General features: G+C 67.3%; 30 protein-coding genes. 11 read left to right on the top strand and 19 right to left on the bottom strand.

Going from position 1 to position 25,290, the window contains the following annotated elements; genetic code table 11:
- Nucleotides 1–41: 41 nt before the first annotated feature.
- On the bottom strand, nucleotides 42–1,463 hold the full coding sequence (locus tag SSKA14_RS19435; RefSeq protein WP_040008637.1) for an MFS transporter: 1,422 nt from the start codon (nucleotides 1,461–1,463) through the stop codon (nucleotides 42–44).
- Nucleotides 1,464–1,492: 29 nt separating this feature from the next.
- On the opposite strand from SSKA14_RS19435, the gene soxR reads away from it, so the two are divergent.
- Nucleotides 1,493–1,927, top strand: a complete 435-nt coding sequence (gene soxR, locus SSKA14_RS19430) for a redox-sensitive transcriptional activator SoxR (RefSeq protein ID WP_008267329.1) — start codon at nucleotides 1,493–1,495, stop codon at nucleotides 1,925–1,927.
- 42 nt (nucleotides 1,928–1,969) lie between these two features.
- On the opposite strand, the gene SSKA14_RS19425 is transcribed toward soxR, so the two are convergent.
- On the bottom strand, nucleotides 1,970–2,572 hold the full coding sequence (locus SSKA14_RS19425) for a short chain dehydrogenase (RefSeq protein ID WP_008266431.1): 603 nt from the start codon (nucleotides 2,570–2,572) through the stop codon (nucleotides 1,970–1,972).
- Between the two features lie 100 nt (nucleotides 2,573–2,672).
- Here SSKA14_RS19425 and SSKA14_RS19420 point away from each other — a divergent pair, with 100 nt between their 5' ends.
- Nucleotides 2,673–3,548 carry a LysR family transcriptional regulator gene (locus SSKA14_RS19420; protein ID WP_040008634.1) on the top strand — a complete coding sequence of 292 codons (876 nt, stop codon included), beginning with the start codon at nucleotides 2,673–2,675 and terminating at the stop codon, nucleotides 3,546–3,548.
- Nucleotides 3,549–3,587: 39 nt separating this feature from the next.
- On the opposite strand, the gene proC is transcribed toward SSKA14_RS19420, so the two are convergent.
- The gene (proC, locus tag SSKA14_RS19415; protein ID WP_008264785.1) at nucleotides 3,588–4,409 is read right to left on the bottom strand and encodes a pyrroline-5-carboxylate reductase; all 822 of its coding nucleotides are present in this window, start codon (nucleotides 4,407–4,409) and stop codon (nucleotides 3,588–3,590) included.
- A gap of 18 nt (nucleotides 4,410–4,427) precedes the next feature.
- Nucleotides 4,428–5,105, bottom strand: coding sequence for a YggS family pyridoxal phosphate-dependent enzyme (locus tag SSKA14_RS19410; RefSeq protein ID WP_008266094.1), 678 nt, complete (start codon nucleotides 5,103–5,105; stop codon nucleotides 4,428–4,430).
- Nucleotides 5,106–5,192: 87 nt separating this feature from the next.
- On the opposite strand from SSKA14_RS19410, the gene SSKA14_RS19405 reads away from it, so the two are divergent.
- The 3 genes from SSKA14_RS19405 (at nucleotide 5,193) to SSKA14_RS19395 (ending at nucleotide 8,577) form a co-directional block, all read left to right on the top strand.
- On the top strand, nucleotides 5,193–6,230 hold the full coding sequence (locus SSKA14_RS19405) for a type IV pilus twitching motility protein PilT (RefSeq protein ID WP_006422551.1): 1,038 nt from the start codon (nucleotides 5,193–5,195) through the stop codon (nucleotides 6,228–6,230).
- A 99-nt stretch (nucleotides 6,231–6,329) separates the two neighbouring features.
- The gene (locus SSKA14_RS19400; protein ID WP_006422552.1) at nucleotides 6,330–7,472 is read left to right on the top strand and encodes a PilT/PilU family type 4a pilus ATPase; all 1,143 of its coding nucleotides are present in this window, start codon (nucleotides 6,330–6,332) and stop codon (nucleotides 7,470–7,472) included.
- Between the two features lie 121 nt (nucleotides 7,473–7,593).
- Nucleotides 7,594–8,577 (top strand): aldo/keto reductase, encoded by a 984-nt coding sequence (locus SSKA14_RS19395; protein WP_008265600.1) that lies wholly within the window; start codon nucleotides 7,594–7,596, stop codon nucleotides 8,575–8,577.
- Nucleotides 8,578–8,619: 42 nt separating this feature from the next.
- Here SSKA14_RS19395 and SSKA14_RS19390 read toward each other — a convergent pair whose 3' ends face one another.
- Nucleotides 8,620–9,516 (bottom strand): LysR family transcriptional regulator, encoded by an 897-nt coding sequence (locus tag SSKA14_RS19390; RefSeq protein ID WP_008266814.1) that lies wholly within the window; start codon nucleotides 9,514–9,516, stop codon nucleotides 8,620–8,622.
- Between the two features lie 93 nt (nucleotides 9,517–9,609).
- Here SSKA14_RS19390 and SSKA14_RS19385 point away from each other — a divergent pair, with 93 nt between their 5' ends.
- On the top strand, nucleotides 9,610–9,819 hold the full coding sequence (locus tag SSKA14_RS19385) for a DUF4287 domain-containing protein (RefSeq protein ID WP_008264652.1): 210 nt from the start codon (nucleotides 9,610–9,612) through the stop codon (nucleotides 9,817–9,819).
- Nucleotides 9,820–9,930: 111 nt separating this feature from the next.
- Nucleotides 9,931–10,638, top strand: coding sequence for a YitT family protein (locus SSKA14_RS19380; RefSeq protein ID WP_008266805.1), 708 nt, complete (start codon nucleotides 9,931–9,933; stop codon nucleotides 10,636–10,638).
- Nucleotides 10,639–10,711: 73 nt separating this feature from the next.
- Here SSKA14_RS19380 and SSKA14_RS19375 read toward each other — a convergent pair whose 3' ends face one another.
- A complete protein-coding gene (locus tag SSKA14_RS19375) occupies nucleotides 10,712–11,254 on the bottom strand; it encodes a DNA-3-methyladenine glycosylase I (protein ID WP_008266946.1) in 543 nt (180 codons plus the stop codon).
- Between the two features lie 89 nt (nucleotides 11,255–11,343).
- Between SSKA14_RS19375 and SSKA14_RS19370 the strand changes: the two genes are divergently transcribed.
- The 4 genes from SSKA14_RS19370 to SSKA14_RS19355 all read left to right on the top strand — a co-directional run bounded on the left by SSKA14_RS19370 (nucleotide 11,344) and on the right by SSKA14_RS19355 (nucleotide 14,193).
- Entirely contained in the window at nucleotides 11,344–11,910 is a 567-nt protein-coding gene (locus SSKA14_RS19370; protein ID WP_006422622.1) for a YqgE/AlgH family protein, read from the top strand.
- Between the two features lie 19 nt (nucleotides 11,911–11,929).
- A complete protein-coding gene (gene ruvX, locus SSKA14_RS19365; protein ID WP_008267119.1) occupies nucleotides 11,930–12,397 on the top strand; it encodes a Holliday junction resolvase RuvX in 468 nt (155 codons plus the stop codon).
- 16 nt (nucleotides 12,398–12,413) lie between these two features.
- Entirely contained in the window at nucleotides 12,414–13,364 is a 951-nt protein-coding gene (locus SSKA14_RS19360; RefSeq protein WP_008265369.1) for an aspartate carbamoyltransferase catalytic subunit, read from the top strand.
- 337 nt (nucleotides 13,365–13,701) lie between these two features.
- A complete protein-coding gene (locus SSKA14_RS19355) occupies nucleotides 13,702–14,193 on the top strand; it encodes a transposase (protein WP_008265768.1) in 492 nt (163 codons plus the stop codon).
- Nucleotides 14,194–14,294: 101 nt separating this feature from the next.
- Here SSKA14_RS19355 and SSKA14_RS19350 read toward each other — a convergent pair whose 3' ends face one another.
- The 13 genes from SSKA14_RS19350 to lptA all read right to left on the bottom strand — a co-directional run bounded on the left by SSKA14_RS19350 (nucleotide 14,295) and on the right by lptA (nucleotide 25,229).
- Nucleotides 14,295–15,092, bottom strand: a complete 798-nt coding sequence (locus SSKA14_RS19350) for a prolyl oligopeptidase family serine peptidase (protein ID WP_008267468.1) — start codon at nucleotides 15,090–15,092, stop codon at nucleotides 14,295–14,297.
- Nucleotides 15,093–15,162: 70 nt separating this feature from the next.
- Nucleotides 15,163–15,429 carry a hypothetical protein gene (locus tag SSKA14_RS19345; RefSeq protein ID WP_008267937.1) on the bottom strand — a complete coding sequence of 89 codons (267 nt, stop codon included), beginning with the start codon at nucleotides 15,427–15,429 and terminating at the stop codon, nucleotides 15,163–15,165.
- A 60-nt stretch (nucleotides 15,430–15,489) separates the two neighbouring features.
- A complete protein-coding gene (gene mgtE / locus SSKA14_RS19340) occupies nucleotides 15,490–16,851 on the bottom strand; it encodes a magnesium transporter (protein ID WP_008266103.1) in 1,362 nt (453 codons plus the stop codon).
- Nucleotides 16,852–16,977: 126 nt separating this feature from the next.
- Complete coding sequence (gene ptsP / locus SSKA14_RS19335) at nucleotides 16,978–18,747, bottom strand: phosphoenolpyruvate--protein phosphotransferase (protein ID WP_008267984.1); 1,770 nt, start codon at nucleotides 18,745–18,747, stop codon at nucleotides 16,978–16,980.
- Between the two features lie 2 nt (nucleotides 18,748–18,749).
- On the bottom strand, nucleotides 18,750–19,019 hold the full coding sequence (locus SSKA14_RS19330; RefSeq protein WP_005408385.1) for an HPr family phosphocarrier protein: 270 nt from the start codon (nucleotides 19,017–19,019) through the stop codon (nucleotides 18,750–18,752).
- Complete coding sequence (locus tag SSKA14_RS19325) at nucleotides 19,012–19,404, bottom strand: PTS ascorbate IIA component (RefSeq protein WP_006422749.1); 393 nt, start codon at nucleotides 19,402–19,404, stop codon at nucleotides 19,012–19,014. The genes SSKA14_RS19330 and SSKA14_RS19325 overlap by 8 nt, the downstream gene beginning before the upstream one ends.
- Before the next feature lie 409 nt (nucleotides 19,405–19,813).
- The gene (rapZ, locus tag SSKA14_RS19320) at nucleotides 19,814–20,698 is read right to left on the bottom strand and encodes an RNase adapter RapZ (protein WP_008268081.1); all 885 of its coding nucleotides are present in this window, start codon (nucleotides 20,696–20,698) and stop codon (nucleotides 19,814–19,816) included.
- Between the two features lie 25 nt (nucleotides 20,699–20,723).
- Nucleotides 20,724–21,674 carry an HPr(Ser) kinase/phosphatase gene (gene hprK, locus SSKA14_RS19315; RefSeq protein WP_004147299.1) on the bottom strand — a complete coding sequence of 317 codons (951 nt, stop codon included), beginning with the start codon at nucleotides 21,672–21,674 and terminating at the stop codon, nucleotides 20,724–20,726.
- Complete coding sequence (locus SSKA14_RS19310) at nucleotides 21,671–22,123, bottom strand: PTS sugar transporter subunit IIA (protein WP_006422799.1); 453 nt, start codon at nucleotides 22,121–22,123, stop codon at nucleotides 21,671–21,673. The genes hprK and SSKA14_RS19310 overlap by 4 nt, the downstream gene beginning before the upstream one ends.
- Nucleotides 22,124–22,144: 21 nt before the next feature.
- Complete coding sequence (gene raiA / locus SSKA14_RS19305) at nucleotides 22,145–22,462, bottom strand: ribosome-associated translation inhibitor RaiA (protein ID WP_005415556.1); 318 nt, start codon at nucleotides 22,460–22,462, stop codon at nucleotides 22,145–22,147.
- Nucleotides 22,463–22,520: 58 nt separating this feature from the next.
- Entirely contained in the window at nucleotides 22,521–23,942 is a 1,422-nt protein-coding gene (locus SSKA14_RS19300) for an RNA polymerase factor sigma-54 (protein WP_008264763.1), read from the bottom strand.
- Nucleotides 23,943–23,982: 40 nt separating this feature from the next.
- Entirely contained in the window at nucleotides 23,983–24,702 is a 720-nt protein-coding gene (gene lptB / locus SSKA14_RS19295) for an LPS export ABC transporter ATP-binding protein (RefSeq protein WP_008266858.1), read from the bottom strand.
- Nucleotides 24,702–25,229 (bottom strand): lipopolysaccharide transport periplasmic protein LptA, encoded by a 528-nt coding sequence (gene lptA / locus SSKA14_RS19290; protein WP_008267488.1) that lies wholly within the window; start codon nucleotides 25,227–25,229, stop codon nucleotides 24,702–24,704. The genes lptB and lptA overlap by 1 nt, the downstream gene beginning before the upstream one ends.
- Nucleotides 25,230–25,290: the final 61 nt, after the last annotated feature.

The following is a 25,290-nucleotide window of genomic DNA, read 5'->3' as shown; positions in this document are numbered from 1 at the left end:
AGCTGCCGGCCAGCGGCCGGCACTACCGGAATCCCGGTGGCCTACACCCGTCGCGCGATTACCGTCGCCAGCACCGCCAGCCCGCAGGTGATCGCCAGGCACAGGACATAACCGGTATGCGGTGCGGTTTCCACGAACAGCGCGAACAGCGCACCGGACACCGCCAGCGCGGTGGTTACCGACAACGCTTCGCTCAGCTGCAGGGCCGAGGTGTTGGCGCCCTGTTCATGCGGCGCCGACAGCGAAAGCGTCAGCACCGACAGGCTGGCGTAGATCATGCCCATGCCGAAGCCGGTCATGGCCCAGCCGACCAGCGATACCGGCAATGGCACCCCGCTGAACAGCACCGCCAGCGTGGCGACGATGCCGACCGTCATCATCACCGTGCCCACGCGCAGCAGCTGCTGGCGTGACCAGCCGCGCTGCTGGTGGCCCTGCAGCCATGAGCCGGCAAACCAGCCCAGCGCGCCGAGGCTGAGCACCGCACCGGCCCAGCTGGGCGAGAGCCCGCGCTCGCGTTGCAGCAGCAGCGGCAGATAGGCCTCGCAGGCGAAGAAGGCCGCAGCGGCGATGCCACGCAGCGCGATCACACTGGGCAGGCCACGGCGCAGCACCAACGTTCCGGCCGGAAGCAGGCGGTGCACGCAGAACAGCAGCGCCAGCATCGCCGCGCCGATGCAGAGCAGCGCCGGCAGGCCCTGCTGCTGGCCGCCGAAATACAACAGCAGCGCAGCCAGCGAGGCCCCGCTGGCCCAACGCACCACGTTGCCACGTCCATCGTCGCTGTCGCCGACCGCGGTGGACTGCATGCGCGCCAGTGCCGGGCGCAGCAGGAGAGCTGCCGGTATCGCCAGCAGCGGCACTGCCAGGAACACCCAGCGCCAGCCCAGATGCTGCACGATCAGCCCGCTCAGCGCCGGGCCGATCATCGACGGCACCACCCAGCCTGCGGAGAAGGCCGCGAAGACTTTCGGCCGCAGGTGCTCGGGGTAGCTGCGGCCGACCATCACATACAGTGAAACCGAGATCGCGCCTGCACCCAGCCCCTGCAGCAGGCGCCCGGCGACCAGCATGCCCATGCGCATCGCGAAGCCGGCCAGCAGCAGGCCCAGCACGAAGCAGGCCAGGCCGTACCACAGCGGTCGCGCCGGTCCATAGCGATCAGCCCAGCGCCCGGCCAGGGTCATGCCGATCACACTGGTGGCCAGGGTGCCGCCGAACGCCAGCGCATACAGGCGCAGGCCATCGAGCGCTTCTGCCACGGTGGGCATCGCGGCGGCCACGGCCAGCGCCTCGAAGGCGTGCAGCGCCACCAGCGCGACCATGCCGATGGTGGTGGCGCGGTAGCGGGGGGACAGGATCGAAGTATCGGCCGGCACAGGGGTATCGGCAGGGGAGAGCATGGTAGTCATACAGATGGGCTGCGGGCCGCGCTTGTCAACCGGCGGCGAAGATAGCAGCATGACACCTCAACTGCAGTTGAGGTCAAGTGATGGCGTCCCAGGAACTGAGCGTTGGTGAAGTCTCCCAACGCAGTGGCGTAGCGGTTTCCGCGTTGCACTTCTACGAACGCAAGGGGCTGATCAGCAGCCTGCGCACCTCCGGCAACCAGCGCCGCTACAGCCGTGACGTGCTGCGCCGGCTGGCGGTGATCCGCGTGGCACAGCGCGTGGGCATGCCACTGGAAGCGGTGGGCCGTGCCTTCGAGAGCCTGCCCGAAGGCCGTGCGCCGACCAAGGCCGACTGGGCCAAGCTGTCAGCGCGCTGGCGCACCGAGCTGGAAGCGCGCATCCACATGCTGCAGCTGCTGCGCGATGAACTGACCGGTTGCATCGGCTGCGGCTGCCTGTCGCTGAAGCGCTGCCGGCTGGCCAACCCGGAAGACATCCTCGGCGAACGCGGCGACGGCCCGATGCGCTGGGAATGACAAACGGAACGGAGTAGGTGCCGACCTTGGTCGGCACGCGTGTTACCAGACGGTGATCGTTTCGCCGCTCTGGATGCCTTCCACCGCGCGCTGGAAGGCCAGTGCCGCGCGCTGTGCGCTCACCGCTTCGAAGCCGGGGAAGTAGGGGCCGTAGGCCGCCATCGATTCAATCAGTACGTTCGGGCTGACCACGTTGATGCGCAGGCCGCGCGGCAGCAGCTCCAGCGCGGCCGCGCGCACGAAGCCTTCCAGCGCGGCGTTCACCGAGGTGGCGTTGGCACCGTCGCGGATCGGCTGGGCGCTGACGATGCCGCTGGTCAGGGTGATCGAACCGCCGGCGTTCAGATGGTGCTGCGCGGCCAGGGCGAGCCGCACCTGGCCCAGCAGCTTGTCCTGCAGGCCGATGTTGAACTGCTCGGGTGTCATCTCCTGCAGCGGGCCGAAGTGCAGCTTGCCGGCGGTGGAGATCACCGCATCGACCGGGCCGGTGCGGGCGAACAGTTCGGCAACGCTGGCGTCGTCGGTCAGGTCGACCCGCAGTTCGCCGCTGTGGCGGCCGGCGGCGAGGATCTGGTGCTGCTGGCCGAGCTGGCGGGCGACTGCCTGGCCGAGGGTGCCGCTGGCACCGACGAGGAGGATCTTCATGGCCGTTCCTTGCGAGAGGGGGAATGAGTGCAGTCTGCGCGCTCATGGCATGGTTAGGTAAGTGGCGTATGCTTCGCAGATTCCTAACCTGGGGTTGGTAATGGATACGCTTCGCTGCATGCAGGCCTTCGTCGCCGTGGCCGAACGCGGCAGCTTTACCTGCGCCGCTGAACAATTGCAGGTGTCGGCGGTGATGGTCGGCAAGTACATCCAGCAGCTGGAGGCGCACCTGGGCACTGCGCTGCTGCAACGGAACACCCGCCGCCAGCGCCTGACCGAAGCCGGCAGCGCCTACCTGGCCGGGTGCCGGCAGGTGCTGGAACAGGTGCAGCAGGCCGAAGCCGATGTGGCGGGCCTGCAGGTGCAGCCACGTGGCCTGCTGCGGGTCAGCGCGCCGAGTACCTGGGGCAGCTGCGTGCTGGCACCGCATCTGGCTGCCCTGCTGCGTGCGCAGCCACAGTTGAACATCGAGCTGGACCTGAGCAACCGCCGCGTGGACCTGATCGAGGATGGATTCGACGTGGCGATCCGGGTCGGGCCGCTGCCGTCGCAGGAGGTGGTGGCACGGCCGTTGCCGCCGTATGCGATGAGCCTGTGCGCGGCGCCGTCGTATCTGCGCCGGCGCGGCACGCCGCGCACGCCCGCGGATCTGCAAGAGCATGACTGCCTGAGCCATCTGGCCTGGCGCGGTGGCCATGGCTGGCAGCTGGCCAACGGCGAACAGGTGGATTGGGAAGCGCGGTTGACCTGCAATGATGGCGTTGCACTGCGCGAAGCCGCAGTGGCCGGTGCGGGGCTGGTGCTGCAGCCGACGGCACTGCTGGCAGGTGAAATCGCGGCCGGGCGATTGAAGCCGCTGCTGCGCGACTATCTGCCCGAACCGCGGCCGATGCACCTGATCTACCTGCCTGACCGCAGGCCGCGCCCACGGTTGCAGTGTTTCGTCGATTTCGTCATGACCACATTGGGGCAATGATGACGGTGGGTGCCGACCGGTGGTCGGCACACATCGAGATCAATCATTCGCCGCAGACAATTCCTGCCCGCGCACCTGCGCGGCGCGCAGCGCCTTGTCCACCAGCGCCTCGAATCCACCAGCCTGGAAGCTCTCGATCGCCGCCTGGGTGGTGCCGTTCGGCGAAGTCACGCGGCGGCGCAGTTCGGCCGGGCTTTCGCCGGCTTCATCCAGCATGCGCGATGCCCCCAGCAGGGTCTGCACCACCAGCGCACGCGCGGCGTCGGCCGGCAGGCCCTGGGCGATGCCCGCCGCTTCCATCGCTTCGGCCAGCAGGAATACATAGGCCGGCCCGCTGCCTGAAACGGCGGTGACCGAATCCATCAGCGTTTCGCTGTCGATCCATACCGTGCGCCCGGCACTGGCCAGCACCTGTTCGGCGCGCGCGTGCTGCTGCGCATCCACCGACGGCGTCGCATACAGGCCGGTCACACCGGCGCCGAGCAGGGCGGGGGTGTTGGGCATCGCGCGCACGACTGCCAGGTCGCCGCCCAGCCAGCGCTCCAGCTGCGCGCTGGTGATGCCGGCGGCGATCGACACCACCAGCGGGCGGTCGGCCTGTGCCAGCGCCTGCAACGACTGGCAGACATCGCGCAGCACCTGCGGCTTCACCGCCAGCAGCCAGGTGCGGCCCTGTGCGGCCGCATCGGCGGCGTTGTCGTGCACCTGCACGCCGAAGTCCGCCGCCAGTGACTCGCGCAGTGCTGCAACCGGTTCGGCCACGTGGATGTGTGCGGCAGGCACGCCCTGGCGGATCAGGCCGGCGATCAGGCTGCGGGCCATGTTGCCGCCGCCGATGAAGGTGATGGAATCAGCTGCCATGGAAGTCTCCTTGGAAAATCAGGCCGGGCGCGGGCGGGCGCCGAACAGGGCGGTGCCGATGCGCACCAGGGTGGCACCCTCGGCGATGGCCTCGGCGTAATCGCTGCTCATGCCCATCGACAGGGTGTCGACCTGAGCGTGCTGGGCCGCCAGCGCCTGGAAAAGTGTGCGCATGCGCACGAATGCGTCGCGGCGTCGCCCGGCGTCAGGCCACGGCGCGGGAATCGCCATCAGGCCGCGCAGGCGCAGGCCGGGCTCGGCGGCAATCGCGGCAGCCAGTGCATCGACCTCGTCCGGCGTGCAGCCGTGCTTGCTGGATTCGTCGTCGATGTTGACCTGGATCAGTACGTTCAGCGGGCCGCGCGTGGCCGGGCGATGGCGTGCCAGCGCGGTCACCAGCTTGGGACGGTCCACGCTCTGCACCCAGTCGAAATGGCTGGCCACAGCCTCGGCCTTGTTCGACTGCAGGTGGCCGATCAGGTGCCATTCCAGCGCCAGGTGCTGCAGCGCCTGCATCTTGGCCAGCGCTTCCTGCACGTAGTTCTCGCCGAAGGCATGCTGGCCCTGTGCGGCCAGCGCAGCCACGGCCTCGGCCGGCTGGGTCTTGGACACCGCCAGCAGGCGTGGGTCGGGCCTGCCAGCGGCCTCGGCGGCCGCGTGCAGGTTGCTCAGGATCTGGGGCAGGGGAGTGGCCACGTAACGCGTTCCGTTGAATCAGGAGGCTATACTGCCGCCCGGGGAAAGATCCTTCCAGTCGAAGCCGTTATTGGGGAGTAGCCGCTCATGGATATCGCCGAACTGCTGGCGTTTTCCGTAAAAAACAAAGCGTCCGACCTGCACCTGTCCGCAGGCCTGCCGCCGATGATCCGCGTGGACGGCGACGTGCGCCGGATCAACATCCCAGCCCTGGACCACAAGCAGGTCCACGCGCTGGTGTACGACATCATGTCCGACAAGCAGCGCCGCGATTACGAGGAATTCCTCGAAGTGGACTTCTCCTTCGAGATTCCGTCGCTGGCGCGCTTCCGTGTGAATGCGTTCAACCAGAACCGCGGCGCCGGTGCGGTGTTCCGTACCATCCCGTCCGAAGTGCTGACCCTGGAAGACCTGGCCTGCCCGCCGCTGTTCCGCGAGGTGATCCAGCAGCCGCAGGGCCTGATCCTGGTGACCGGCCCGACCGGCTCGGGCAAGTCGACCACGCTGGCGGCGATGATCGACTACATCAACAAGAACGAATACGGCCACATCCTCACCGTCGAGGATCCGATCGAATTCGTGCACACCTCGCAGAAGTGCCTGATCAACCAGCGCGAAGTGCACCGCGACACGCATGGCTTCAACGAAGCACTGCGCTCGGCGCTGCGTGAGGATCCGGACATCATCCTGGTCGGCGAGTTGCGCGACCTGGAAACCATCCGCCTGGCGCTGACCGCGGCGGAAACCGGCCACCTGGTGTTCGGCACCCTGCATACCAGTTCGGCGGCCAAGACCATCGACCGCATCATCGACGTGTTCCCGGCCGGCGAAAAGCCGATGGTGCGCTCGATGCTGTCCGAGTCGCTGCGTGCGGTGATCTCGCAGGCACTGCTGAAGAAGGTGGGCGGCGGTCGTACCGCAGCCTGGGAAATCATGGTCGGCACCCCGGCTATCCGCAACCTGATCCGTGAGGACAAGGTCGCGCAGATGTACTCGGCCATCCAGACCGGCCAGCAGTACGGCATGATGACCCTGGACCAGCACCTGCAGGACCTGGTCAAGCGCAGCCTGATCACCCGCAACCAGGCCCGCGACTACGCCAAGGACAAGCGCCTGTTCGAGTAAGGCGGGGCAGCAACGGGGCGGCGTGCGCCACTGCGCCGCCGTTGCGTGCCGTTTCCACCATCGACCGTTTCCTGGTACATGCCCCATTGGGAGCCCGCCGTGAATACCACCGCGACCACCATCGATTTCACTTCGTTCCTCAAGCTGATGGCGCACCAGCGCGCCTCGGACCTGTTCATCACCGCCGGCATGCCGCCGGCGATGAAGGTCAACGGCAAGATCTCGCCGATCACCCAGACCCCGCTCACGCCGCAGCAGAGCCGCGACCTGGTGCTCAACGTGATGACCCCGGCGCAGCGCGAGGAATTCGAGAAGACCCACGAGTGCAACTTCGCCATCGGCCTGTCCGGTGTCGGCCGCTTCCGCGTCAGCTGCTTCTACCAGCGCAACCAGGTCGGCATGGTGCTGCGCCGCATCGAGACGCGCATTCCGACCGTGGAAGAGCTGAGCCTGCCGCCGATCATCAAGACGCTGGCGATGACCAAGCGCGGCATCATCCTGTTCGTCGGCGCTACTGGTACCGGTAAATCGACCTCGCTGGCAGCGATGATCGGTTACCGCAACCAGAACTCCACCGGCCACATCATCACCATCGAAGACCCGATCGAGTTCGTGCACAAGCACGAGGGCTGCATCATCACCCAGCGCGAAGTCGGCATCGATACCGACAGCTGGGAAGCCGCGCTGAAGAACACCCTGCGCCAGGCGCCGGACGTGATCATGATCGGCGAGGTGCGTACCCGCGAAGGCATGGACCACGCCATCGCGTTTGCCGAAACCGGCCACCTGGTGCTGTGCACCCTGCATGCCAACAACGCCAACCAGGCGATGGACCGCATCGTCAACTTCTTCCCGGAAGACCGCCGCAACCAGCTGCTGATGGACCTGTCGCTGAACCTCAAGGGCGTGGTCGCGCAGCAGCTGATTCCTTCGCCCGATGGCCGCTCGCGCAAGGTGGCGATGGAGATCCTGCTGGGCACGCCGCTGGTGCAGGACTACATCCGCGACGGCGAGATCCACAAGCTGAAGGAAGTGATGAAGGATTCGGTCCAGCTGGGCATGAAGACCTTCGACCAGAGCCTGTTCGAGCTGTACCAGGCCGGCGAGATCAGCTACGAGGACGCACTGCGCTACGCCGATTCGCAGAACGAAGTGCGCCTGCGCATCAAGCTCAGCCAGGGCGGCGACGCGCGCACCCTGTCGCAGGGGCTGGATGGCGTGGAGATCTCCGAGATCCGATGACCCGGCCGGCGCCGGTCATGGCTGGATTGATGAATTCCAGTCATGACCGACTGCCATCCCGTCGGTTCAATCCTTCGGCCGTGCAGGCGTATCGTCAGCGCTCCCCCTCTGGAGCACGACAATGCAGACACGTGAACTCGGCCGCAGCGGCCTGAAGGTTTCCGCCCTGGGCCTGGGCTGCATGGGCCTGAGCCATGGCTATGGCCAGCCGGTCGAGCGCAGCCAGGGCATCGCCCTGCTGCAGGCCGCCGTTGAACGCGGTGTGACCTTCTTCGACACCGCCGAGGTGTACGGCCCGTACACCAATGAAGATCTGCTCGGGGAGGCGTTGGCGCCGTACCGCGACACGCTGGTGATCGCCACCAAGTTCGGCTTCAAGGATGCGCGCGTCGACACCGGCCTGGACAGCCGCCCGGAGAACATCCGGGCAGTGGCCGAGGCCAGCCTCAAGCGCCTGCGCACCGACCACATCGACCTGTTCTACCAGCACCGCGTCGACCCGAACGTGCCGATCGAGGATGTGGCCGGCACCGTGCGTGACCTGATTGCCGAGGGCAAGGTCGGCCACTTCGGCCTGTCCGAGGCCAGTGCCGCCACCGTGCGCCGCGCGCATGCGGTGCAGCCGGTTGCTGCCGTGCAGAGCGAGTACTCGCTGTGGTGGCGCGAGCCCGAGCGCGAACTGCTGCCGACCCTGCAGGAACTGGGTATCGGCTTCGTACCGTTCAGCCCGCTGGGCCGCGGCTTCCTGACCGGCGCGATCAGCGCGGAGACCACCTTCGACGCCAACGACTTCCGCAACACCGTGCCGCGTTTCAAGGTGGAAGCGCGCCGCGCCAACCAGGCGCTGGTCGATCGCATCAGCACGATTGCCGCGGCACGTGGCGCCACACCGGCGCAGGTGGCGCTGGCCTGGCTGCTGGCGCAGGCGCCGTGGATCGTGCCGATCCCGGGCACCACCAAGGTCCACCGCCTGGACGAAAACCTGGGCGCGGCCGCGCTGCAGCTGGCGCCGGAGGAGCTTCAGCGCATCGCACAGGCGCTGGACGAAGTGTCGATCGTCGGCGAGCGCTACAACGCGCAGCGCGCCGCGCAGGCCAAGGGCTGATCACCAGGTGGGTGCGGACCGTTGGTCCGCACTCCTTGACCCTCACCCCATCGGCCCGCGCAATGCATCAAGCACCGTGCGCATCGCCACGGTGACGTGACGGCGCGACGGGTAATACGCGTAGTAGCCATCGAAATGCGGGCACCAGTCGTCCAGCACGGATTGCAGGCGACCATCGTCCAGCATCGGCTGCACCTGGTCTTCCGGCAGCCAGGCCAGGCCGCTGCCGGCCAGCGCGGCGGCGCGGGTCATACCCATGCTGTTGAAGATCCACTGACCACTCACGCGCACGCTCAGTTCGTTGCCGTCCTGGCCGAAGTCCCACGGCATCAGGCCGCCATGGGTGGGCAGGCGCAGGGTCACGCAGTTATGCTCGGCCAGGTCGTGCGGATGCTGCGGTACCACGTGCTGGCGGAAGTAGGCGGGCGCACCGACTACGCGCATGCGCAGCGGCGGGCTGATCGGCACCGCGACCATGTCGCGTGCCAGGCGCTCACCCAGGCGGATGCCGATGTCGTAGCGCTCGGCAACGATGTCGGCCAGCCCGTAGTCGGCAGCCAATTCCATCTTCAGCTCCGGATACTGCTGCAGCAACGGTGCCAGCCGCGGCCAGGCGATGTACTCGGCGGCATGCCCGGTGGCGTTGATGCGGATGGTGCCAGCCGGTCGTTCGCGGTACTCGGCCAGTGCGGCCAGCCCGTCCTCGATCTCGGCCAGGCGCGGGGCGAGCGTCTCCAGCAGGTGGGCGCCGGCTTCGGTGGTGGACACGCTGCGGGTGGTGCGGGTCAGCAGGCGCACACCCAGGCGCTGTTCCAGGCCGCGCATGGCATGACTGAGCGCGGACTGGGAGACGCCGAGCTGGGCGGCGGCCCTGGTGAAGCTGCCCTCGCGGGCGACGTGGACGAAGGCCTGCAGGTCGTTGAGGTTCTCGCGGGGCATGACAGGATGATAAGGCCCACGGATTGAACGGGGCTGTCGATTTCCGGCGCCCCGGCTCGTCGTACCGGTACATCCAACGCAAGGAGCTTTCGCATGAGCACTGAAAAGCCCAAGGGCCCGGCTTCGTATTTTCCGTCCATCGAGAAGACCTACGGCCAGCCGGTAGCGCACTGGTTCGGGTTGCTGGCGGGCAGGAAGGGCCTGAAGCACATGGAACTGGTCAGCTTCCTGAAGAGTGAGCACGGGCTGGGCCATGGCCACGCCAACGCGCTGGTGGCGCACCATCTGGCTGGCAAGGGCTGACCAGCAGCGGGTCGGGGGCAGGGTGGAGCGCCTTCAGCTGAACGATTTCATCTGCAACTGTCATGCAGATCGTGTCTAATACCGCTCCCCACCCGTTGTTCCCCCACCCGCATGTCCCTTGAATCCCATGGCCCCGCGCCGTGCGACGACGCTGACGGCCACCTGGTCACCGCCGGTCCGCTGACCCCGCCGCCCGACAGTGCCGGTACCACCGCCGACGAAACTGCACTGAGGCACTCGATCGCCGAGGACGTGCAGGGCATGGTGCTGGCCACGATGGTGGCCTCTCTGGGCCTGGCCATCTTCGCCAAGAGTGGGCTGATGATCGGCGGCATGGCTGGCATGGCCTTCCTGCTGCACTACGCGCTGGACTGGAACTTCGGCGTGGTGTTCGTACTGGTCAATCTGCCCTTTTACTGGGTGGCGCTGCGACGCATGGGCTGGGAGTTCACCCTGAAGACCTTTGCCGCGGTCACCGCCTGCGGCGTGCTGACCGACCTGCTGCCGCGCTGGATCGATTTCTCGCATATCCACCCGCTGTACTCGGCCATCGTCGGCGGCGCCTTGTCCGGCCTGGGCATCCTGTTCTTCATCCGCCATCGTGCCAGCCTCGGCGGCATCGGCATCCTGGCGGTGTACCTGCAGCGCACCCGCGGCTGGAGCGCGGGCAAGGTGCAGATGTCCTACGACGCCTGCCTGATGGTGGCCGCGTTCTTCGTGTTGTCGCCGTCGAAGGTGCTGTACTCGGCTATCGGCGCAGTGGTGCTCAGCCTGGTGCTGATGTTCAACCACCGCCCCGGCCGCTACATGGGCGTGTGACGATTTGACGGTAATGCCGGCCGTTGGCCGGAAACACTTGTGGCCTCGCGAGGCTGCCGGCCAGCGGCCGGCACTACCGGGCGGCCTGCAACCACGGTGGCGACAGTTTCAGCAGCCGCGCGTGCACCGGGCAGTCCGCGGCGTGCGCACCGGGCAGGTAGCCCAGGCTCATCAGGAACTCGCCGGTGATCTCGCCGCCAGTGAAACGGAAGGTCTTCTTGAACAGCTTCACCCAGTCAGCCTTGCTGCGCGGGTGGTGGGCATCGAGCCAGGCTGCGAAGCTGCCATGGCTGGCCCGCAACTGCTGGATCACCTGCGCGTTGTGGATCGCCGCCAGCACCTTCAGCCGGTTGCGGATGATGCCCGCATCCGACAGCAGCCGTTCGATGTCCTGCTCGGCATAGGCCGCCACGCGGTCCACGTCGAAGCCGTCATAGGCCGCGCGGAAGCCTTCGCGCTTCTTCAGGATGGTCTCCCAGCTCAGGCCGGCCTGGTTGATTTCCAGCACCAGCCGTTCGAACAGCTCGCGTTCGTCGCGCTGCGGGAAGCCGTACTCGTTGGCGTGGTAGTAATCGTGCACCGGATGGCCCGGGGCGATGAGGCAGTAGCCGGACACGTTGAATTCCTGCGGTACGGGCTGGCCATTATGCGCGCCGTGACCGCCGGGTGGAGGCGCCCGGCGCGCCCAGCCGCTAGAATGGCGCCATGCCAGTAACGCCGACCTCCCTTGCCGATCACCTGCTCGTCGCGCTGCCGTCGCTGCTCGACGCGACCTTCGCCCGCAGCGTCGCGCTGATCTGCCAGCACGACGAGAACGGCGCGATGGGCGTGCTGGTCAACCAGCCATCCGAATACACCCTGGGCGAAGTGCTCGCACAGATGGACATCACCACCGGCGACGGCGACCTGCAGGCGCGCATGGTGCTCAATGGCGGCCCGGTGCACCCCGAGCGCGGCTTCGTCATCCACGATGACGCACGGGCGTGGGATTCCAGCCTGACGGTGGGCGAGGGCCTGTACCTGACCACCTCGCGCGACATCCTTGAAGCGATGGCGCGCGGCGAAGGCCCGGCCAACGCCGTGGTCACCCTCGGCTGCGCCGGCTGGGGCGCAGGGCAGCTGGAAAGCGAGCTGGCCGAGAACAGCTGGCTGACCGTGCCGGCCGACGCCGAGCTGGTGTTCCAGCTGCCGCTGGAACAGCGCTGGCAAGGCGCGGCCTCGCGCATCGGCGTGGATCTGTTCCGATTGACCGACTACAGCGGTCATGTCTGAGCCGGCGGCCCCTGCACCGGTGTCTGCTGCCGCGGCGATCCGCCGCGACGGCACGGTTCTGGGTTTCGATGTCGGCTCGCGGCGTATCGGCGTGGCGATCGGCAGTGCCTTCGCCGCCCATGCACGCGCCGTGGCCGTGGTCGATGTGCACGGCAACGGGCCGGACTGGGCGGCGATCGAACGCCTGCTCAAGGAATGGAAGCCCGATGGCCTGGTGGTCGGCGACCCGCTGACCCTGGACGGCCAGAACCAGCCCAACCGCAAGCGCGCGCAGGGCTTTGCCCGCCAGCTGCGGGAACGCTTCAAGCTGCCGGTGGTGATGATCGACGAGCGTTCCAGCTCGGTCGAGGCCGCCCGCCGCTTCGCCGTCGAGCGCGCCGAAGGGCGCAAGCGCCGCCGCGATGCGGCCGCCCTCGACGCCGTGGCCGCGGCGGTGATCATCGACCGCTGGCTGTCGTCGCCGGACGACGCCACCCCCATTCCCTGACTGCACGACTCCCGCCATGACCGCCCAGCAAATCGATGCCTCCGGACGCCTGCGCCACCTGTTGACCCTTGAGGGGCTGCCGCGCGAAACCCTGCTGCAGCTGCTCGACCGCGCCGGGCAGATCCGCGACGCCGCAGTCGGCCGCGTCGGCAACAAGCGGCACGTGCTGGCCGGCTCGGCGGTATGCACGCTGTTCTTCGAACCGTCCACGCGTACCCGCAGCTCGTTCCAGCTGGCCGCGCAGCGCCTGGGTGCCGACGTGCTGAACTTCGATGCCTCGACCTCGTCCACGCGCAAGGGCGAAACCGCCTGCGACACCCTGCGCAACCTGGAAGCGATGGGCGTGCGCGGTTTCGTGGTGCGCCACCCCGATGATGGCGCCGTCGCCGCACTGGCTGAAGCGGCGGGCGAGGGCACCGCGCTGATCAATGCCGGTGACGGCCGCAGCTCGCACCCGACCCAGGGCCTGCTGGACATGCTGACCCTGCGCCAGGCCAAGGGCCCGGACTTCTCGAAGCTGAAGGTGGTGATTGTCGGCGACGTGAAGCACTCGCGCGTGGCCCGCACCGACCTGCATGCGCTGCGTACGCTGGGCGTGGGCGAGATCCGTGTATGCGGCCCGCAGTCGCTGCTGCCGGACGACGAGACCCTGAAGGGCTGCGTGATCGGCGATGATTTCGACGCCATGCTGGAAGGCGTCGACGCGCTGATGATGCTGCGCCTGCAGCGCGAGCGGATGGAAGAAGGCCTGGTGCCGTCGCTGGAGCAGTACCACGCCGAGTACGGGCTGACCAACGAACGCCTGGCGCGCGCCGGCAAGGATGCTGCGGTACTGCACCCGGGCCCGATCAACCGCGGCGTGGAAGTGACCGACGAGGTGGCCGACGGCCCGCAGTCGTGGGTACTGCGCCAGGTGGCCAACGGCGTCGCCGTGCGCATGGCCGTGCTGGAAACCCTGCTGGGTTGATCGCTCTGGTGGGTGCCAACCGCCGGTTGGCACTGCTGGTGTGGTGGGTGCCAACCTTGGTTGGCACTGTTGGTGTGGTGGGTGCCAACCCTGATTGGTACTGCTGTTGTGGTGGGTGTCAACCTTGATTGGCACTGCTGTTGTGGTGGGTGCCAACCTTGATTGGCACTGCTGTTGTGGTGGGTGCCAACCTTGGTTGGCACTGCTGCTGTGGTGGGTGCCAACCTTGGTTGGCACTGTTGGTGTGGTGGGTGCCAACCTTGGTTGGCACTGGCCTACCCGGGGGAAGGTGATTTCCCGATGTTCAGGGAACACGCGCCCGCCCATGCTCTTCTGCATGAACAGCACCCGCCTCCTGCTGGGCCGTCATTCCAGTATCGGCCAGAGCTACATCCTGACGACGAACGTGCATGGCCGGGCGGCTCTGTTCGCCAATGACGCCGTTGCGGTTACCGCCATGCAGGAGATCCAGCGTCTGGATCTGGAAGGTCTGACCCATTCCATCGCCTACGTGGTCATGCCGGATCACGTCCACTGGTTGATGCAGCTGCGCGCGGCATCGCTCGACGTTGTCATGAAGCGCTTCAAGTCGCGTACGGCGGTGTACGCAAACAGGGTACTGGGCAGGGTAGGGCGCTTCTGGCAGTCCTGCTATCACGATCACGCGATCCGCTCTGATGAATCGCTGTTCCGGCACGCAATGTATGTGATGGCAAATCCGATCAGGGCGGGGCTGGCAACGCAGCTTGGCGAGTACCCGCATGCGTGGTGTGAGTGGGAACTCGAAGGTTCCTGGGCCAAGGCGGAGTTCATGGGTGCGGACAGATAGTGCCAACCAAGGTTGGCACCCACCGAAAGCAGGTTCCGACCTTGGTGGGTACCTACCCAAACCAGGCTCCGACCTTGGTGGGCAACCAGCGGACGCTATGGTCAGCGCTTCTGCGCGAACAGCCAGGCCCACAGCGCCGGGTCGGCGTAGGTGGCGTCCCAGGCGTTGTGGTTGCCTTCCGGGTATTCGGTGTAGCGCACGTCGCGCGCGTTGGCGCTCTGGAAGGCACTGTGCAGCCTGCGGTCGTCGTCCGGTGGCACCACATCGTCCAGCGCGCCGTGGAAGATCCAGATCGGTGCGTGCTGCAGGCGCTGGGCGATCACCGCGTAAGGATCGGGCTCATGCGCGACCTGTTCGACGAACAGGGTCGGGCGCTTCGCGCGCGGTGCCAGCACGGCGCCGCATACCGGCACGATCGCGGCAAAGCGGCGTGGATCGTCCAGGGCGATGTTCCAGCTGCCGTAGCCGCCCATCGACATGCCGGTCAGGTACTGGCGCGCAGGGTCGGCGCCAAACTCGGCGATCGTCGCGTCCAGCGCGGCCAGGGCCATGCGGTTGTTGTGGCCGCTCCATTCCGAGTGCTTTGCCGCCTGCGGGAAGACAACCAGGGCCGGGAAGTCGGGATGCTCGCGCAGATAGGGGCCCAGCCCCGCGTGGGTCTGCCGAACGCCGTCACTGCCGCGCTCGCCCGAGCCATGCAGGAACAGGATGACCGGAACACTGGCGGACGCCGGGGCCTGCAGCCCGGCCGGAATGAACACCTGATAGTAGGCGGTCTGGCCCTCCACTTTGACCGCGCGGGCCTCGAAGCGTCCACGCGCGCTGTCCGGCAGCGAGGCACATCCGGTCATCATCAGAAGGGCCAGCAGGGGCAGCCAGCGCGACATGGAACGGACCATGGGAATTCCTGGGGCGGCGGGAACGCCTCCATCGTAGTCCGCGGCCGTCAACGCGGCATCATGCGCCGCGTCACTGCGGGCGCGGGAAACTGGCGATGATGTCCAGCTGTTCCTGTGCTTCGGCATTGCCTTCAGCGGCGGCGGCCTGCACCTGCGCCATGTCCGGATGCAGCACCACCAGCAACGGGTTCTCGCAGACCGGGCAGACGTACTCGGTAGCGTCCTCGTCCAGTTCCATCTCCATGCCGCGCGAGCTGCCCTTCCATTCGCAGGCCGGGCAGGTGTGCTGCTGGTCGCGCCAGCCGGGCTGGAAGTAGTTTTCGATCGTCGTAGCCATCGGTGTTCCAGTGGGAAGCGGGCAGAACCCCGCGTGGCGGGGCTCCATCCCTTGATACGGTCAGTGCAGCAGCACCAGGGTGGCCAGGCCAAGGAAGGTGAAGAAGCCCATCGAGTCGGTCACTGCGGTCAGGAAGATGCCGCTGGCCAGCGCCGGGTCGAAGCCGAAGCGTTTGAGCGTCAGTGGCACCAGAACGCCGGCCAGCGCGGCGAACAGCAGGTTGCAGGTCAGCGCGATGGCGATCACTGCCGATAGCCCGGGCGAGTGGAACCAGGCCAGCACGATCAGCCCCAGCACCGAACCCAGCATCACGCCATTCAACAAGGCGACCCGCACTTCCTTCCAGAGCAGCGTGCGCGCATTGGATGCGCCCACCTGGCCCAGGGCCAGGCCGCGCACCATCAGCGCCAGCACCTGGGTGCCGGCATTGCCACCCAGGCCGGCCACAATCGGCATCAGCACCGCCAACGCCACCAGCTTGTCGATGGTGCCTTCGAAGTGGCCGACCACGCTGGAAGCCAGGAAAGCGGTGCACAGGTTGACCGACAGCCACATCAGGCGCCGGCGCATGGCGCGCCAGACCGGGCTGAACAGATCCTCGTCCTCGTCCAGGCCGGCGGCGCCCAGCGCCTGGTGCTCGGCCTGGCCGCGGATGATGTCGACCACGTCATCGATGGTGATGCGGCCGATCAGGATGTTGTTGTCGTCCACCACTGGCGCGGAGATCCAGTCATGGTCGGAGAACTGCCGTGCCACTTCCTGGTCGCTCTCGCCGACGTCGATGGCCGGCTGCTCGTCGTCGATCAGGCGGTTGATCGGGGTGGTGTCCTCGTGGGTCACCAGCGCGGCCAGCGAGACCCGCCCGAGGTACTGGTGCCGCCGGCTGACCACGAACAGGTGGTCGGTGTGGTCGGGCAGTTCGCCGCGCAGGCGCAGGTAGCGCAGCACCACGTCGACGTTGACGTCGGCGCGCACGGTCACCACGTCCGGATTCATCAGGCGGCCGGCGCTGTCCTCGGGGTAGGACAGCACCTGTTCCAGGCGCTCGCGGTTCTCGCGGTCCATCGACTTGAGGACTTCGTCGATGACCGTGTCCGGCAGGTCTTCGACCAGGTCGGCCAGGTCGTCGATGTCCAGGTCTTCGACCGCGGCGATGATCTCGTCCGGGTCCATGTCCGCGAGCAGGCTTTCGCGCACGTCCTCGCCGACGTGGACCAGCACCTCGCCGTCGTCTTCCGGATCGACCAGGCCCCACACCACCTCGCGCTTGCCCGGCGGCAGCGATTCGAGCAGGTTGCCGATCTCGGCCGGGGCCAGGGTGTTGACCAGCCGACGCACCGGACCCAGCCGGCCGCTGTCCAGTGCATCGGACAGCATCCGCAGTTGGCGCGCAGTCTTGTCGTGGCGTACAGCTTCAGCCATCGCAGCTCCCGCGGGATAAGAAAAGCCGCGATCCCGGCAAGGATGCGGCAACAGGGGTGTTCAGCGCGTCATTATCGCAAGGGGATGTTTCAACGCATAGCCGCCGGGTGGCATTACCCCCTGCGGTCAGGGCGTGTCCGCCACCAGTGCCAGCCAGCGCTCGATGCCGCGGCGGTCGCGCGCGGCCAGCAGCTTTGGCGCGCGGGCGCGCAAGGCTCCCAGGTCGGCCTCGCGGATCGCTCGGCGCACCTCCAGCAACGTACCGGGATGCAGGCTGAACTCGCTCAGGCCCAGCGCCAGCAGCAGTGGCGTCATCCGGGCATCGCCGGCCATCTCGCCGCAGACTGCCACCGGGATGCGATGGCGCGCACCAGTGTCGATCACCATCTGCAGAAGCCGCAGCACGGCCGGGTGCAACGGCGAGTAGAGCTCGCCCAGCGCCTCGTTGTTGCGGTCGGCGGCCAGCAGGTACTGCACCAGGTCGTTGGTACCTATCGACAGGAAATCGACCAGATCGATGAAGCTCTCCAATGCCAGTGCGGCCGCGGGGACTTCGATCATCGCGCCCAGCGGCACATGGTCGGACACCATGTGGCCCTCGCCGCGCAGCTGTTCGGTCAGCTTGAGCATGCGCCGGCGCACCGCCAGCAGCTCCTCGCGGGTGCTGACCATCGGTACCAGCACGCGCAGCTTGCCGTAGGCCGAGGCGCGCAGGATCGCGCGCAGCTGGGTGTCGGCCACCTTCGGCCGCGCCAGCGACAGGCGCACGCCGCGCAGGCCCAGCGCCGGATTCTCTTCGTTGCTCAGGGTCAGGCCGGTGCGATCGGCCTTGTCCGCGCCCAGGTCGAGCGTGCGGATGGTGACCGGACGCCCGCTCATGCCCAGCGCGGCATCGCGGTAGGTCTGGAACTGTTCTTCCTCGTCCGGCAGCTCGTTGCGCTGCAGGAACAGGAATTCGGTGCGGTACAGGCCCAGCCCCTGCGCGCCCAGCGCATGCGCCTGGGTCACGTCTTCCAGCGATTCGGCGTTGGCCAGCAGGGCGATGTCGACCTGGTCGCGGGTACGGCTGGGCTTGCTGCGCAGGCGGCCCAGCTCGCGCTGTTCACGCGCATGCTCTTTCAGTCGCGCGCGGTAGTCACGCAGGTTGTCGGCCTGCGGGTTGACCGTGATGCTGCCGTCGGCGCCGTCGATGATCAGCACGTCGCCGTCGGCGATGCGGCTGAGCAGCTGCGGTACGTTGACGATCAGCGGCAGGTGCAGGCTGCGTGCCAGGATCGCACTGTGCGACAGCGCGCTGCCGGCGGCGGTGACGATGCCGACCACCCCTTGTGCCTGCAGCTGCGCCAGCTCGGACGGGGCGATGTTGTCGCAGACCAGGATCTCGCCGGCCAGGCCCTTCATCACCGGCGGCCGGTCCGGTTGCAGGAAGGCGTGGATGCGGCCGATCACATGGTCCAGATCGTCCATGCGGCTCTTCAGGTAGGCATCGTCCATGCCATCGAAGACCTTGGCCAGGCGGTCGCGTTGCAGGCGCAGCGCATAGCCGGCGCTGTACGGGCCGCTGCGGATCAGTTCGTCCAGGCCATACAGCAGCTCGGGGTCGTCCAGCAGCAGCGCATGCAGGTCGAGGAACTCGCCCACTTCCTGGTTCAGTGCCCCATGCAGGCGCTGGCGCAGCTCGTGCATTTCCGTGCGCGCCGCATCCACCGCATGGTGCAGGCGCGCGAGCTCGGCCTCGACCTGGTGGGCGGCGACACGCTGTTCGGCCACCTCCAGGGCATGCGGCAGGCGCACGCGGGCGCGGCCCATGGCCGTGCCGCGCGCTGCGCCATGGCCGGCCAGCAGCTGCACCGGCCGCTGGCCGGAGGGGAGCTGGCCGGCGCGTGCGCGTGGCACGCTCAGCTGTCCTCGTCGAAACGGCGTTCGAACAGGCCGACCACCGCCTCCATCGCGGCGGCTTCGTCCTCGCCGTTGATGCGCACGGTGACCGGAGTGCCCTGGCCGGCAGCCAGCAGCATCACGCCCATGATGCTCTTGGCGTTGATCTCACGGCCCTTGGCGGCCATGGTCACGTTGCAGCGGAACGGCGCCAGGGTCTGCACCAGCTTGGCGGTGGCCCGGGCATGCAGGCCCAGGCGGTTGCTCACGGTGAGTTCTCGTTCAAGCATCGTCGACTATCGCTCCATTACGGGTACCCGCCGCGGCTGTGGCGGGCAGTTGATCCAGTCCCTGTTCCGGATAATTCATCACCCGCAGCAACATCGGCAGGCTCAGCGCCGACACCCGGCGAACCGGGGTCCCCAGCCGGGCCAGCTGCCCGGCAAGGTTGGCGGGGCTGGCGCCGTACAGGTCGGTCAGGATCAGCACGCCTTCACCGCCGTCGACCCGCCGCAGGGCGGCCGAGGCGAGCGGGAGCAGGGCGTCCAGGTCTGCGTCGAACGGTACTTCGAAAGCTTCGGTCTTCAGCGGCAATTGCCGCAGGAGCCGGGTCGCCACCTCAAGCAGGGCGGTCCCGACCCCGGGATGTGTTACGAGGAGAATGCCACAGGTCATTACTGCACGTTAACAGGTCAAGGTGAATCGGCGATAGCAGCAGGAGAGGGGCACTGTGTCCCGTATTCAGCGTTACCGGGGTCAGAGCCCTTTTCCCCTGGAAAAGGGCTCTGACCCCACGCGTTTTTCGAGGCCTGACAGAAATTCATCCACGCATGGCGTGGATCTACCGTGTCGACCAAGGTCGACACCCACCAACAGCACACGGAATCTGTCAGAGGCGGGGCGGTGTGGGTAGGCAGGACCGTTGGCGCCATGGATGGCGCCATCGAGCCCCCAAGGACGGGTTCACGGCGTGTCCTGCCTACCCACACCGCCCTGCCATTCCACGGAATACCGCTGTTGCTGTTGCTGCTGCCGGCCAGCGGCCGGCACTACCGCGGGTGCCGGGCGCAGTCCGGCCGTCCCCTCAATCCTGTTCGCGGTGGTAGGTGGCCACGTCTTCCCAGCCCATCGCGCGCGCGTGGCGGGCCATGCGCTCGGCGAGGTACACCGAGCGATGCTTGCCGCCGGTGCAGCCGAACGCCACGGTCACATAGCTGCGGGTGCCGTCGCCCAGCTTCGGCAGCCAGGTATCGAGAAAGTCCATCAGCTGGGCCAGGTAGCGCTGCACGTCGGGCTGCGCTTCCAGGTAGTCGCGCACGCCCGGCTCGCGACCACTCAACGCGCGCAGCTCGGGGTCCCAGTGCGGGTTGGGCAGCACGCGGGCGTCGAAGACGAAGTCCGCTTCGGCCGGCACGCCGCGCTTGTAGGCGAACGATTCGAACAGCAGCGACAGCCGGGTGGCGTGGTCCAGGGTGAATTCGGTGATGATGCGTCGCCGCAGCTGGTGCACGTTGAGCGCACTGGTGTCGATCACCGCATCGGCCTCACGGCGCAGCGGGGCGGTCAGCACACGTTCGCGCGCGATCGCCTCGGGCAGTGACAGGCCCAGCTGGCTCAGCGGATGCCGGCGACGGGTGTCGGCATAGCGCTTGAGCACCGTTTCGTCGTTGGCCTCGAAGAACAGTACCTTCACTTCCACGCCGGCGTCGGTGGCCAGTTGCCGCCAGTCGCCCAGCTGGCCAAGATCGGCCTGGCCGCGGACGTCGATGCCCACCGCCAGCCGACGCGGCGCGTGGCCATCGTGGATGGCCAGCAGGCTGCGCACGAAATCCGGAAGCAGATTGATCGGCAAGTTGTCCGAGCAGTAGTAGTCCTGGTCCTCGAAGGTCTTCAGGGCCACGGATTTACCCGAGCCGGACAGGCCGCTGACGATGATCAGGGTCGGGGCGGAGGGGGCGTCGGTGCTCATGGACGGGCTCTTCGAAAGACAGGGGTCAGGGCGTTCGCCGTTCCAGCAGATTGCTGTGGCGGGCGATGAACATCGCCGCTGGATCGATGCCCTTGGTGCGCAGGATATGCAGGCGGGTGGCCGCCTCGGTCAGCACGGCCAGGTTGCGGCCAGGCATCACCGGCAGGGTGATCAGCGGTACGTCCAGGTCCAGCACATGGCGGGTTCCCGAATCGCCGGTCAGGCGCTCGTAGCCATGTGGCGTGGGTTCGGTCATCGGTTTGGTCAGATGGACGATCAACCGAAGGTACTTGTTCTTCTTTACAGCCGTGTCGCCGAACATCTCGCGCACGTTCAGCACGCCCAGGCCGCGCACCTCCAGCAGGTCCTGCAGCAGTTCGGGGCAGGTGCCGTCGAGCACGTCGGGTGCGATCTGGGTGAATTCGGGTGCATCGTCGGCCACCAGGCGATGGCCGCGGCTGAGCAGTTCCAGCGCCAGTTCGCTCTTGCCCGACCCGGCCTCACCGGTGATCAGCACGCCGATGGAGTAGATCTCCATGAACACGCCATGCAGGATCACGCGCGGTGCCAGCGTGCGCGCCAGATGGTAGGACAGGTGGTTGAGCAGTTCGTGGCCGCGCTTTGGGGACAGCCACAGCGGCGTACCGGACTCGTCCGCAGCCGCACGCAGGTCTTCCGGGCAGGGCTGGTTACGGGTCAGCACCAGCGCCAGCGGGTGCGACTGCATGATCTTCTCGATCGTCTCCCAGCGCTGGCGAGGCTCCAGAGCATCCAGCCAGGACAGTTCCTCGGTACCGAGAATCTGCACCTTGTTGGGGTAGATCGCATTGAGGTAGCCGGCCAGCGAAGGCCGCCGCGAGACCGTGTTGCCGGCCTCCAGTTCACGCTTCTCGCCAGACTTGCCGGCAGCCCAGCGCAGCCCCAGCCGCTCGCGCTGCTGTTCGAACAGTTCACGGGCGGTGATGCTGGTATTCATGCGGCGCTCGCAGGTGGCGTCAGCTCAAGGGCCTGGCGCAGGGCCCGGGCATCGCCGGCCGCGCGCAGCGCCTGGCGGATGTCGGGCGCGGAGAACAACTCGGCCAGCTCGGACAGCAGCATCAGGTGCTGGTGGGTGTAGTGGGCGGGGACGGCCATCGCGAACACCAGGTCCACCGGCTCGTCGCCACCGAAGTCGACCGGGGTGGCCAGCCGCAGCAGGGCGCCACGGGGGCGGTCCAGGGTCGGCGCGCGACCGTGGGGAATGGCGATGCCATGGCCGATTGCGGTACTGCCCAGCGCTTCGCGCTGGCACAGGTTCAGGTAGATCTGTTCGGCATTGGCCTGGCGGCAGGCCAGCAGCCCGGCGGCGGCCTGCAGGACGCTGTCGCGGTCGGTGGCCGTGCAGAGCTGGGTCTGCACGGCCGCCAGGAGGTCAGTCAGGGGCATGTCTGCGGGGAACAGTGGCGATCAGCCACCATTGTCGCCCACCGGCAGCGGCGCGTGCTGCTGTTTTTTCTCCTTGTGCTTGATCACAAGGCGGTCAAGCTTGTCCGCAAGCAGGTCGATCGCGGCATACATGGTCTGGCCGCCGGCCTCGGCGTGCAGGGTCTGCCCCGGGATGTTGAGGCTGGCGTCGACGTGATGCTCGGTCTTCTGCAGCTTGAGGGTCACCCGCGCTTCGCAGTGCTGGTCGAAGTGTTTTCCGATCCGGGCCAGCTTCTCCTCTACATAGGACTGCAGGGCCGGGGTGACTTCGACATCTTTGCCAAACGTTTCGATGCGCATCGGGTTTCTCCTGTGTTCGGATGTGCCAATGAACCTCTCCGCCGGGCGCGGCGGCGCGTCAAGCGATTCTGACCCTTTCGTGCGAGGCGGAAATGTTCATGGCTTCACGATACTTCGCCACGGTGCGTCGCGCTACTGGAATTCCCGACGATTTGAGCAGGTCAGCCAGCTTGGCGTCAGAAAGCGGCTTGCGCGGGTTCTCGTCGTCGATCAGTCGCCGGATCATGGCCTGGATGGCCGTGCTGGACGCCTCGCCGCCGCCCTCGGTGTCGATGCCCGACGCGAAGAAGGCGCGCAGCGGCAGGGTGCCGCGCGGCGTGCGCACATGCTTGCGCGCGATCGCGCGCGATACCGTGGATTCGTGCAGGCCGAGTTCGGTGGCGATCTCGCGCAGTGTCAGCGGGCGCAGCGCCTGTTCGCCGAATTCGAGGAATCCGGCCTGCTGCAGGATCAGGCTGCGCACCACCCGCAGCAGGGTCTCGCCGCGCTGCTGCAGCCCCTTCAACAGCCAGCGCGCCTCCTGCAGCTGCGCGCGCAGATAGCCGGCATCAGCCTCGCCACAGCGGCGGATGAGCTGTTCGTAGCCACGGTGGATCACCACCTTCGGCCCGGCATGGCCGGCCAGTGCCGCGCGCCAGACGCCGTTCTGCCGCCACACCACCACGTCCGGCACCACGTAGGTATCCTGCGAAAGCGGTGCAATCTGCGTACCCGGGCGAGGGTCCAGCGAGCGCAGCAGAGCGACGGCGGTCTCGACATCGGCAAGCGGTCGTTTCAGTTCGTGGGCGAGGCCGGCCACGCCACTGCGCGGCAAGCGCTCCAGCGGCCCTGCGGCAATCTGTCGCGCCAGAGCCAGTCCGGGCGTGTCCTCGCCCAGCACGTCCAGCTGCAGCTGCAGGCATTCACCGAGTGTGCGTGAGGCCACGCCGACCGGATCGAAACGCTGGATGCGATGCAGCACCGCGAGGATCTCATCCTCGTCGGCATGGGTCGCCGGCAGCAGGGTTTCAGCGATGGTAGCCAGCGGCTCGCGCAGGTAGCCGTCTTCGTCAAGCGCATCGATCAGCGTGGCGCCGATGCTGCGGTCGCGGGCCGAAAGATGCGACAGGTGCAGCTGCCACAGCAGGTGGTCGGCCAGCGTTTCGGTTTCGGCGACGCGCTCGGCGGCGCTGCCGGTGTCATCGTCATCGTCGAAGCTGCCACCGCTGCCGGCGGCGCTCCAGTCCAGTTCGGCAGGCGCCCAGTCGTCGCCATCGTCGGCGCGTTCGCTGGGCGCTTCGCTGTCGTTGCCGTCACTGGCCTCGTTGGCGGCAGGGCCGTCGTTGCTGTCGGCCCAGTCCAGCAGCGGATTGCTTTCCACGGCCTGGGCGATTTCCAGCTCCAGCTCGGTGGTGGACATCTGCAGCAGCTTGATCGCCTGCTGCAGCTGGGGCGTGAGCACCAGCTGCTGTCCCAACGATGTCTGCAGCCGAGTCTTCATACCTGTGCCGAAAGGATGGAAAGTGCCCGGGTGCCCGCCGTCACAGCTTGAAGGAATCCCCAAGGTAGACGCGGCGTACGTCGGCGTTGTCCAGGATCGCCTCCGGCGAGCCCTGGGCCAGTACGGCGCCCTCGGCGAGAATATACGCGCGGTCGCAGATTCCCAAGGTCTCACGCACGTTGTGATCGGTGATCAGCACGCCGATGCCACGCTGCTTGAGATGGGTGACGATGCGCTGGATCTCGCCGACCGAAATCGGATCGACGCCGGCGAACGGCTCGTCGAGCAGGATCAGGCGCGGCTGCGCGGCCAGTGCACGGGCGATCTCGCAACGACGGCGTTCGCCACCGGACAGGCTGGCGCCGAGCTGGTCGGCAACGTGGCCCAGCTGCAGTTCGTCGAGCAGGCTGCTCAGTTCGCGTTCGCGGCCGGCCGAATCCAGGTCCTCGCGCAGTTCCAGCACCAGGCGGATGTTGTCGGCCACGGTCAGCTTGCGGAACACCGAGGGTTCCTGCGGCAGATAGCCCACGCCCTGCTTGGCGCGGGTATACATCGGGTCGCTGGTGATGTCGCGGCCGTCGAGCACGATGCTGCCCGCATCGGCTGCGACCAGGCCGACGATCATGTAGAAGCAGGTGGTCTTGCCGGCACCATTGGGGCCCAGCAGGCCGACCACTTCACCGGCATCGAGGGTCAGCCCGAAGTCCTTGACGACTTCACGCTGCTTGTAGCGTTTGCGCAGGCCCTTGGCGACAAGCATTACTTCTTGCTCCCGGCAGGCTTGGCCGGCTGTGCGGCCGGGTTCTTGTTCTTCGGCGGAATGACGGTGCGCACGCGGCTGCCGTCGCCACCGGAGTTCATCTCACCGCTGCGGGTGTTGTAGACCATGCGCTGGCCGGCGTTGGTGCCGCGCGCGCTGGTGACCTTGTAGTTGCCGGTCAGGGTGATGATCTCGGTCTTGATGTCGTAGTCGATGCGATCGGCTACCGCATCCATCCAGGTGCCATCGTCGAGCTGCTGCTTCATGGTGGCCTGCTTGCCGGTGAACACCGCACGCACGGCCTCGCCATCCTTCAGGTAGATCTCGGCTTCGGACGAACGGATGTCCAGGGTTCCCTGGGTGATGGTCACGCCCTGCGAGAGCACAGTCTTGCCATCGCCGGTGAGCACGCCGGACTGGGCGCCTGACTCGATGTCCATGTTCTCGTTGCGGTCGGTGGACTTGGCGAAGGCGGCGCTGGGCACAACAAGTGCGAGCGCGAGTACGGCTGCAAAGGGAATCTTCATCGGGGTCCGTTCTACCGGTGGAGGGCCCCCGGAAAGCGGGGGCGGGGAGGGGCTGCCGGCC

It is taken from the genome of Stenotrophomonas sp. SKA14, assembly GCF_000158575.1.
In the GTDB taxonomy this organism is placed as follows: Bacteria; Pseudomonadota; Gammaproteobacteria; order Xanthomonadales; family Xanthomonadaceae; genus Stenotrophomonas; species Stenotrophomonas forensis.
The sequence above is the reverse complement of the archived record's forward strand: the minus strand, read 5'-3'. Positions and strand labels throughout refer to the sequence as shown.

Bases quoted from the DNA above. Each gene is read 5' to 3' on its own strand.
- rapZ (WP_008268081.1), bottom strand. From the start codon at position 20,698: ATGAGCACCGACGCCCCCTCCGCCCCGACCCTGATCATCGTCAGCGGC.
- mgtE (WP_008266103.1), bottom strand. From the start codon at position 16,851: ATGGCTGAAGCTGTACGCCACGACAAGACTGCGCGCCAACTGCGGATG.
- proC (WP_008264785.1), bottom strand. From the start codon at position 4,409: ATGGCAGCTGATTCCATCACCTTCATCGGCGGCGGCAACATGGCCCGC.
- raiA (WP_005415556.1), bottom strand. From the start codon at position 22,462: ATGCGCATCGAAACGTTTGGCAAAGATGTCGAAGTCACCCCGGCCCTG.
- SSKA14_RS19310 (WP_006422799.1), bottom strand. From the start codon at position 22,123: ATGCCCCTGACTGACCTCCTGGCGGCCGTGCAGACCCAGCTCTGCACG.
- SSKA14_RS19370 (WP_006422622.1), top strand. From the start codon at position 11,344: ATGCCAGTAACGCCGACCTCCCTTGCCGATCACCTGCTCGTCGCGCTG.
- SSKA14_RS19300 (WP_008264763.1), bottom strand. From the start codon at position 23,942: ATGAAGACTCGGCTGCAGACATCGTTGGGACAGCAGCTGGTGCTCACG.
- soxR (WP_008267329.1), top strand. From the start codon at position 1,493: ATGGCGTCCCAGGAACTGAGCGTTGGTGAAGTCTCCCAACGCAGTGGC.
- SSKA14_RS19330 (WP_005408385.1), bottom strand. From the start codon at position 19,019: ATGCTTGAACGAGAACTCACCGTGAGCAACCGCCTGGGCCTGCATGCC.
- SSKA14_RS19360 (WP_008265369.1), top strand. From the start codon at position 12,414: ATGACCGCCCAGCAAATCGATGCCTCCGGACGCCTGCGCCACCTGTTG.
- lptA (WP_008267488.1), bottom strand. From the start codon at position 25,229: ATGAAGATTCCCTTTGCAGCCGTACTCGCGCTCGCACTTGTTGTGCCC.
- SSKA14_RS19395 (WP_008265600.1), top strand. From the start codon at position 7,594: ATGCAGACACGTGAACTCGGCCGCAGCGGCCTGAAGGTTTCCGCCCTG.
- hprK (WP_004147299.1), bottom strand. From the start codon at position 21,674: ATGAATACCAGCATCACCGCCCGTGAACTGTTCGAACAGCAGCGCGAG.
- lptB (WP_008266858.1), bottom strand. From the start codon at position 24,702: ATGCTTGTCGCCAAGGGCCTGCGCAAACGCTACAAGCAGCGTGAAGTC.
- SSKA14_RS19385 (WP_008264652.1), top strand. From the start codon at position 9,610: ATGAGCACTGAAAAGCCCAAGGGCCCGGCTTCGTATTTTCCGTCCATC.
- SSKA14_RS19355 (WP_008265768.1), top strand. From the start codon at position 13,702: ATGAACAGCACCCGCCTCCTGCTGGGCCGTCATTCCAGTATCGGCCAG.
- SSKA14_RS19425 (WP_008266431.1), bottom strand. From the start codon at position 2,572: ATGAAGATCCTCCTCGTCGGTGCCAGCGGCACCCTCGGCCAGGCAGTC.
- SSKA14_RS19420 (WP_040008634.1), top strand. From the start codon at position 2,673: ATGGATACGCTTCGCTGCATGCAGGCCTTCGTCGCCGTGGCCGAACGC.
- SSKA14_RS19380 (WP_008266805.1), top strand. From the start codon at position 9,931: ATGTCCCTTGAATCCCATGGCCCCGCGCCGTGCGACGACGCTGACGGC.
- SSKA14_RS19350 (WP_008267468.1), bottom strand. From the start codon at position 15,092: ATGGTCCGTTCCATGTCGCGCTGGCTGCCCCTGCTGGCCCTTCTGATG.
- SSKA14_RS19435 (WP_040008637.1), bottom strand. From the start codon at position 1,463: ATGCTGCTATCTTCGCCGCCGGTTGACAAGCGCGGCCCGCAGCCCATC.
- SSKA14_RS19405 (WP_006422551.1), top strand. From the start codon at position 5,193: ATGGATATCGCCGAACTGCTGGCGTTTTCCGTAAAAAACAAAGCGTCC.
- SSKA14_RS19390 (WP_008266814.1), bottom strand. From the start codon at position 9,516: ATGCCCCGCGAGAACCTCAACGACCTGCAGGCCTTCGTCCACGTCGCC.
- SSKA14_RS19345 (WP_008267937.1), bottom strand. From the start codon at position 15,429: ATGGCTACGACGATCGAAAACTACTTCCAGCCCGGCTGGCGCGACCAG.
- SSKA14_RS19325 (WP_006422749.1), bottom strand. From the start codon at position 19,404: ATGACCTGTGGCATTCTCCTCGTAACACATCCCGGGGTCGGGACCGCC.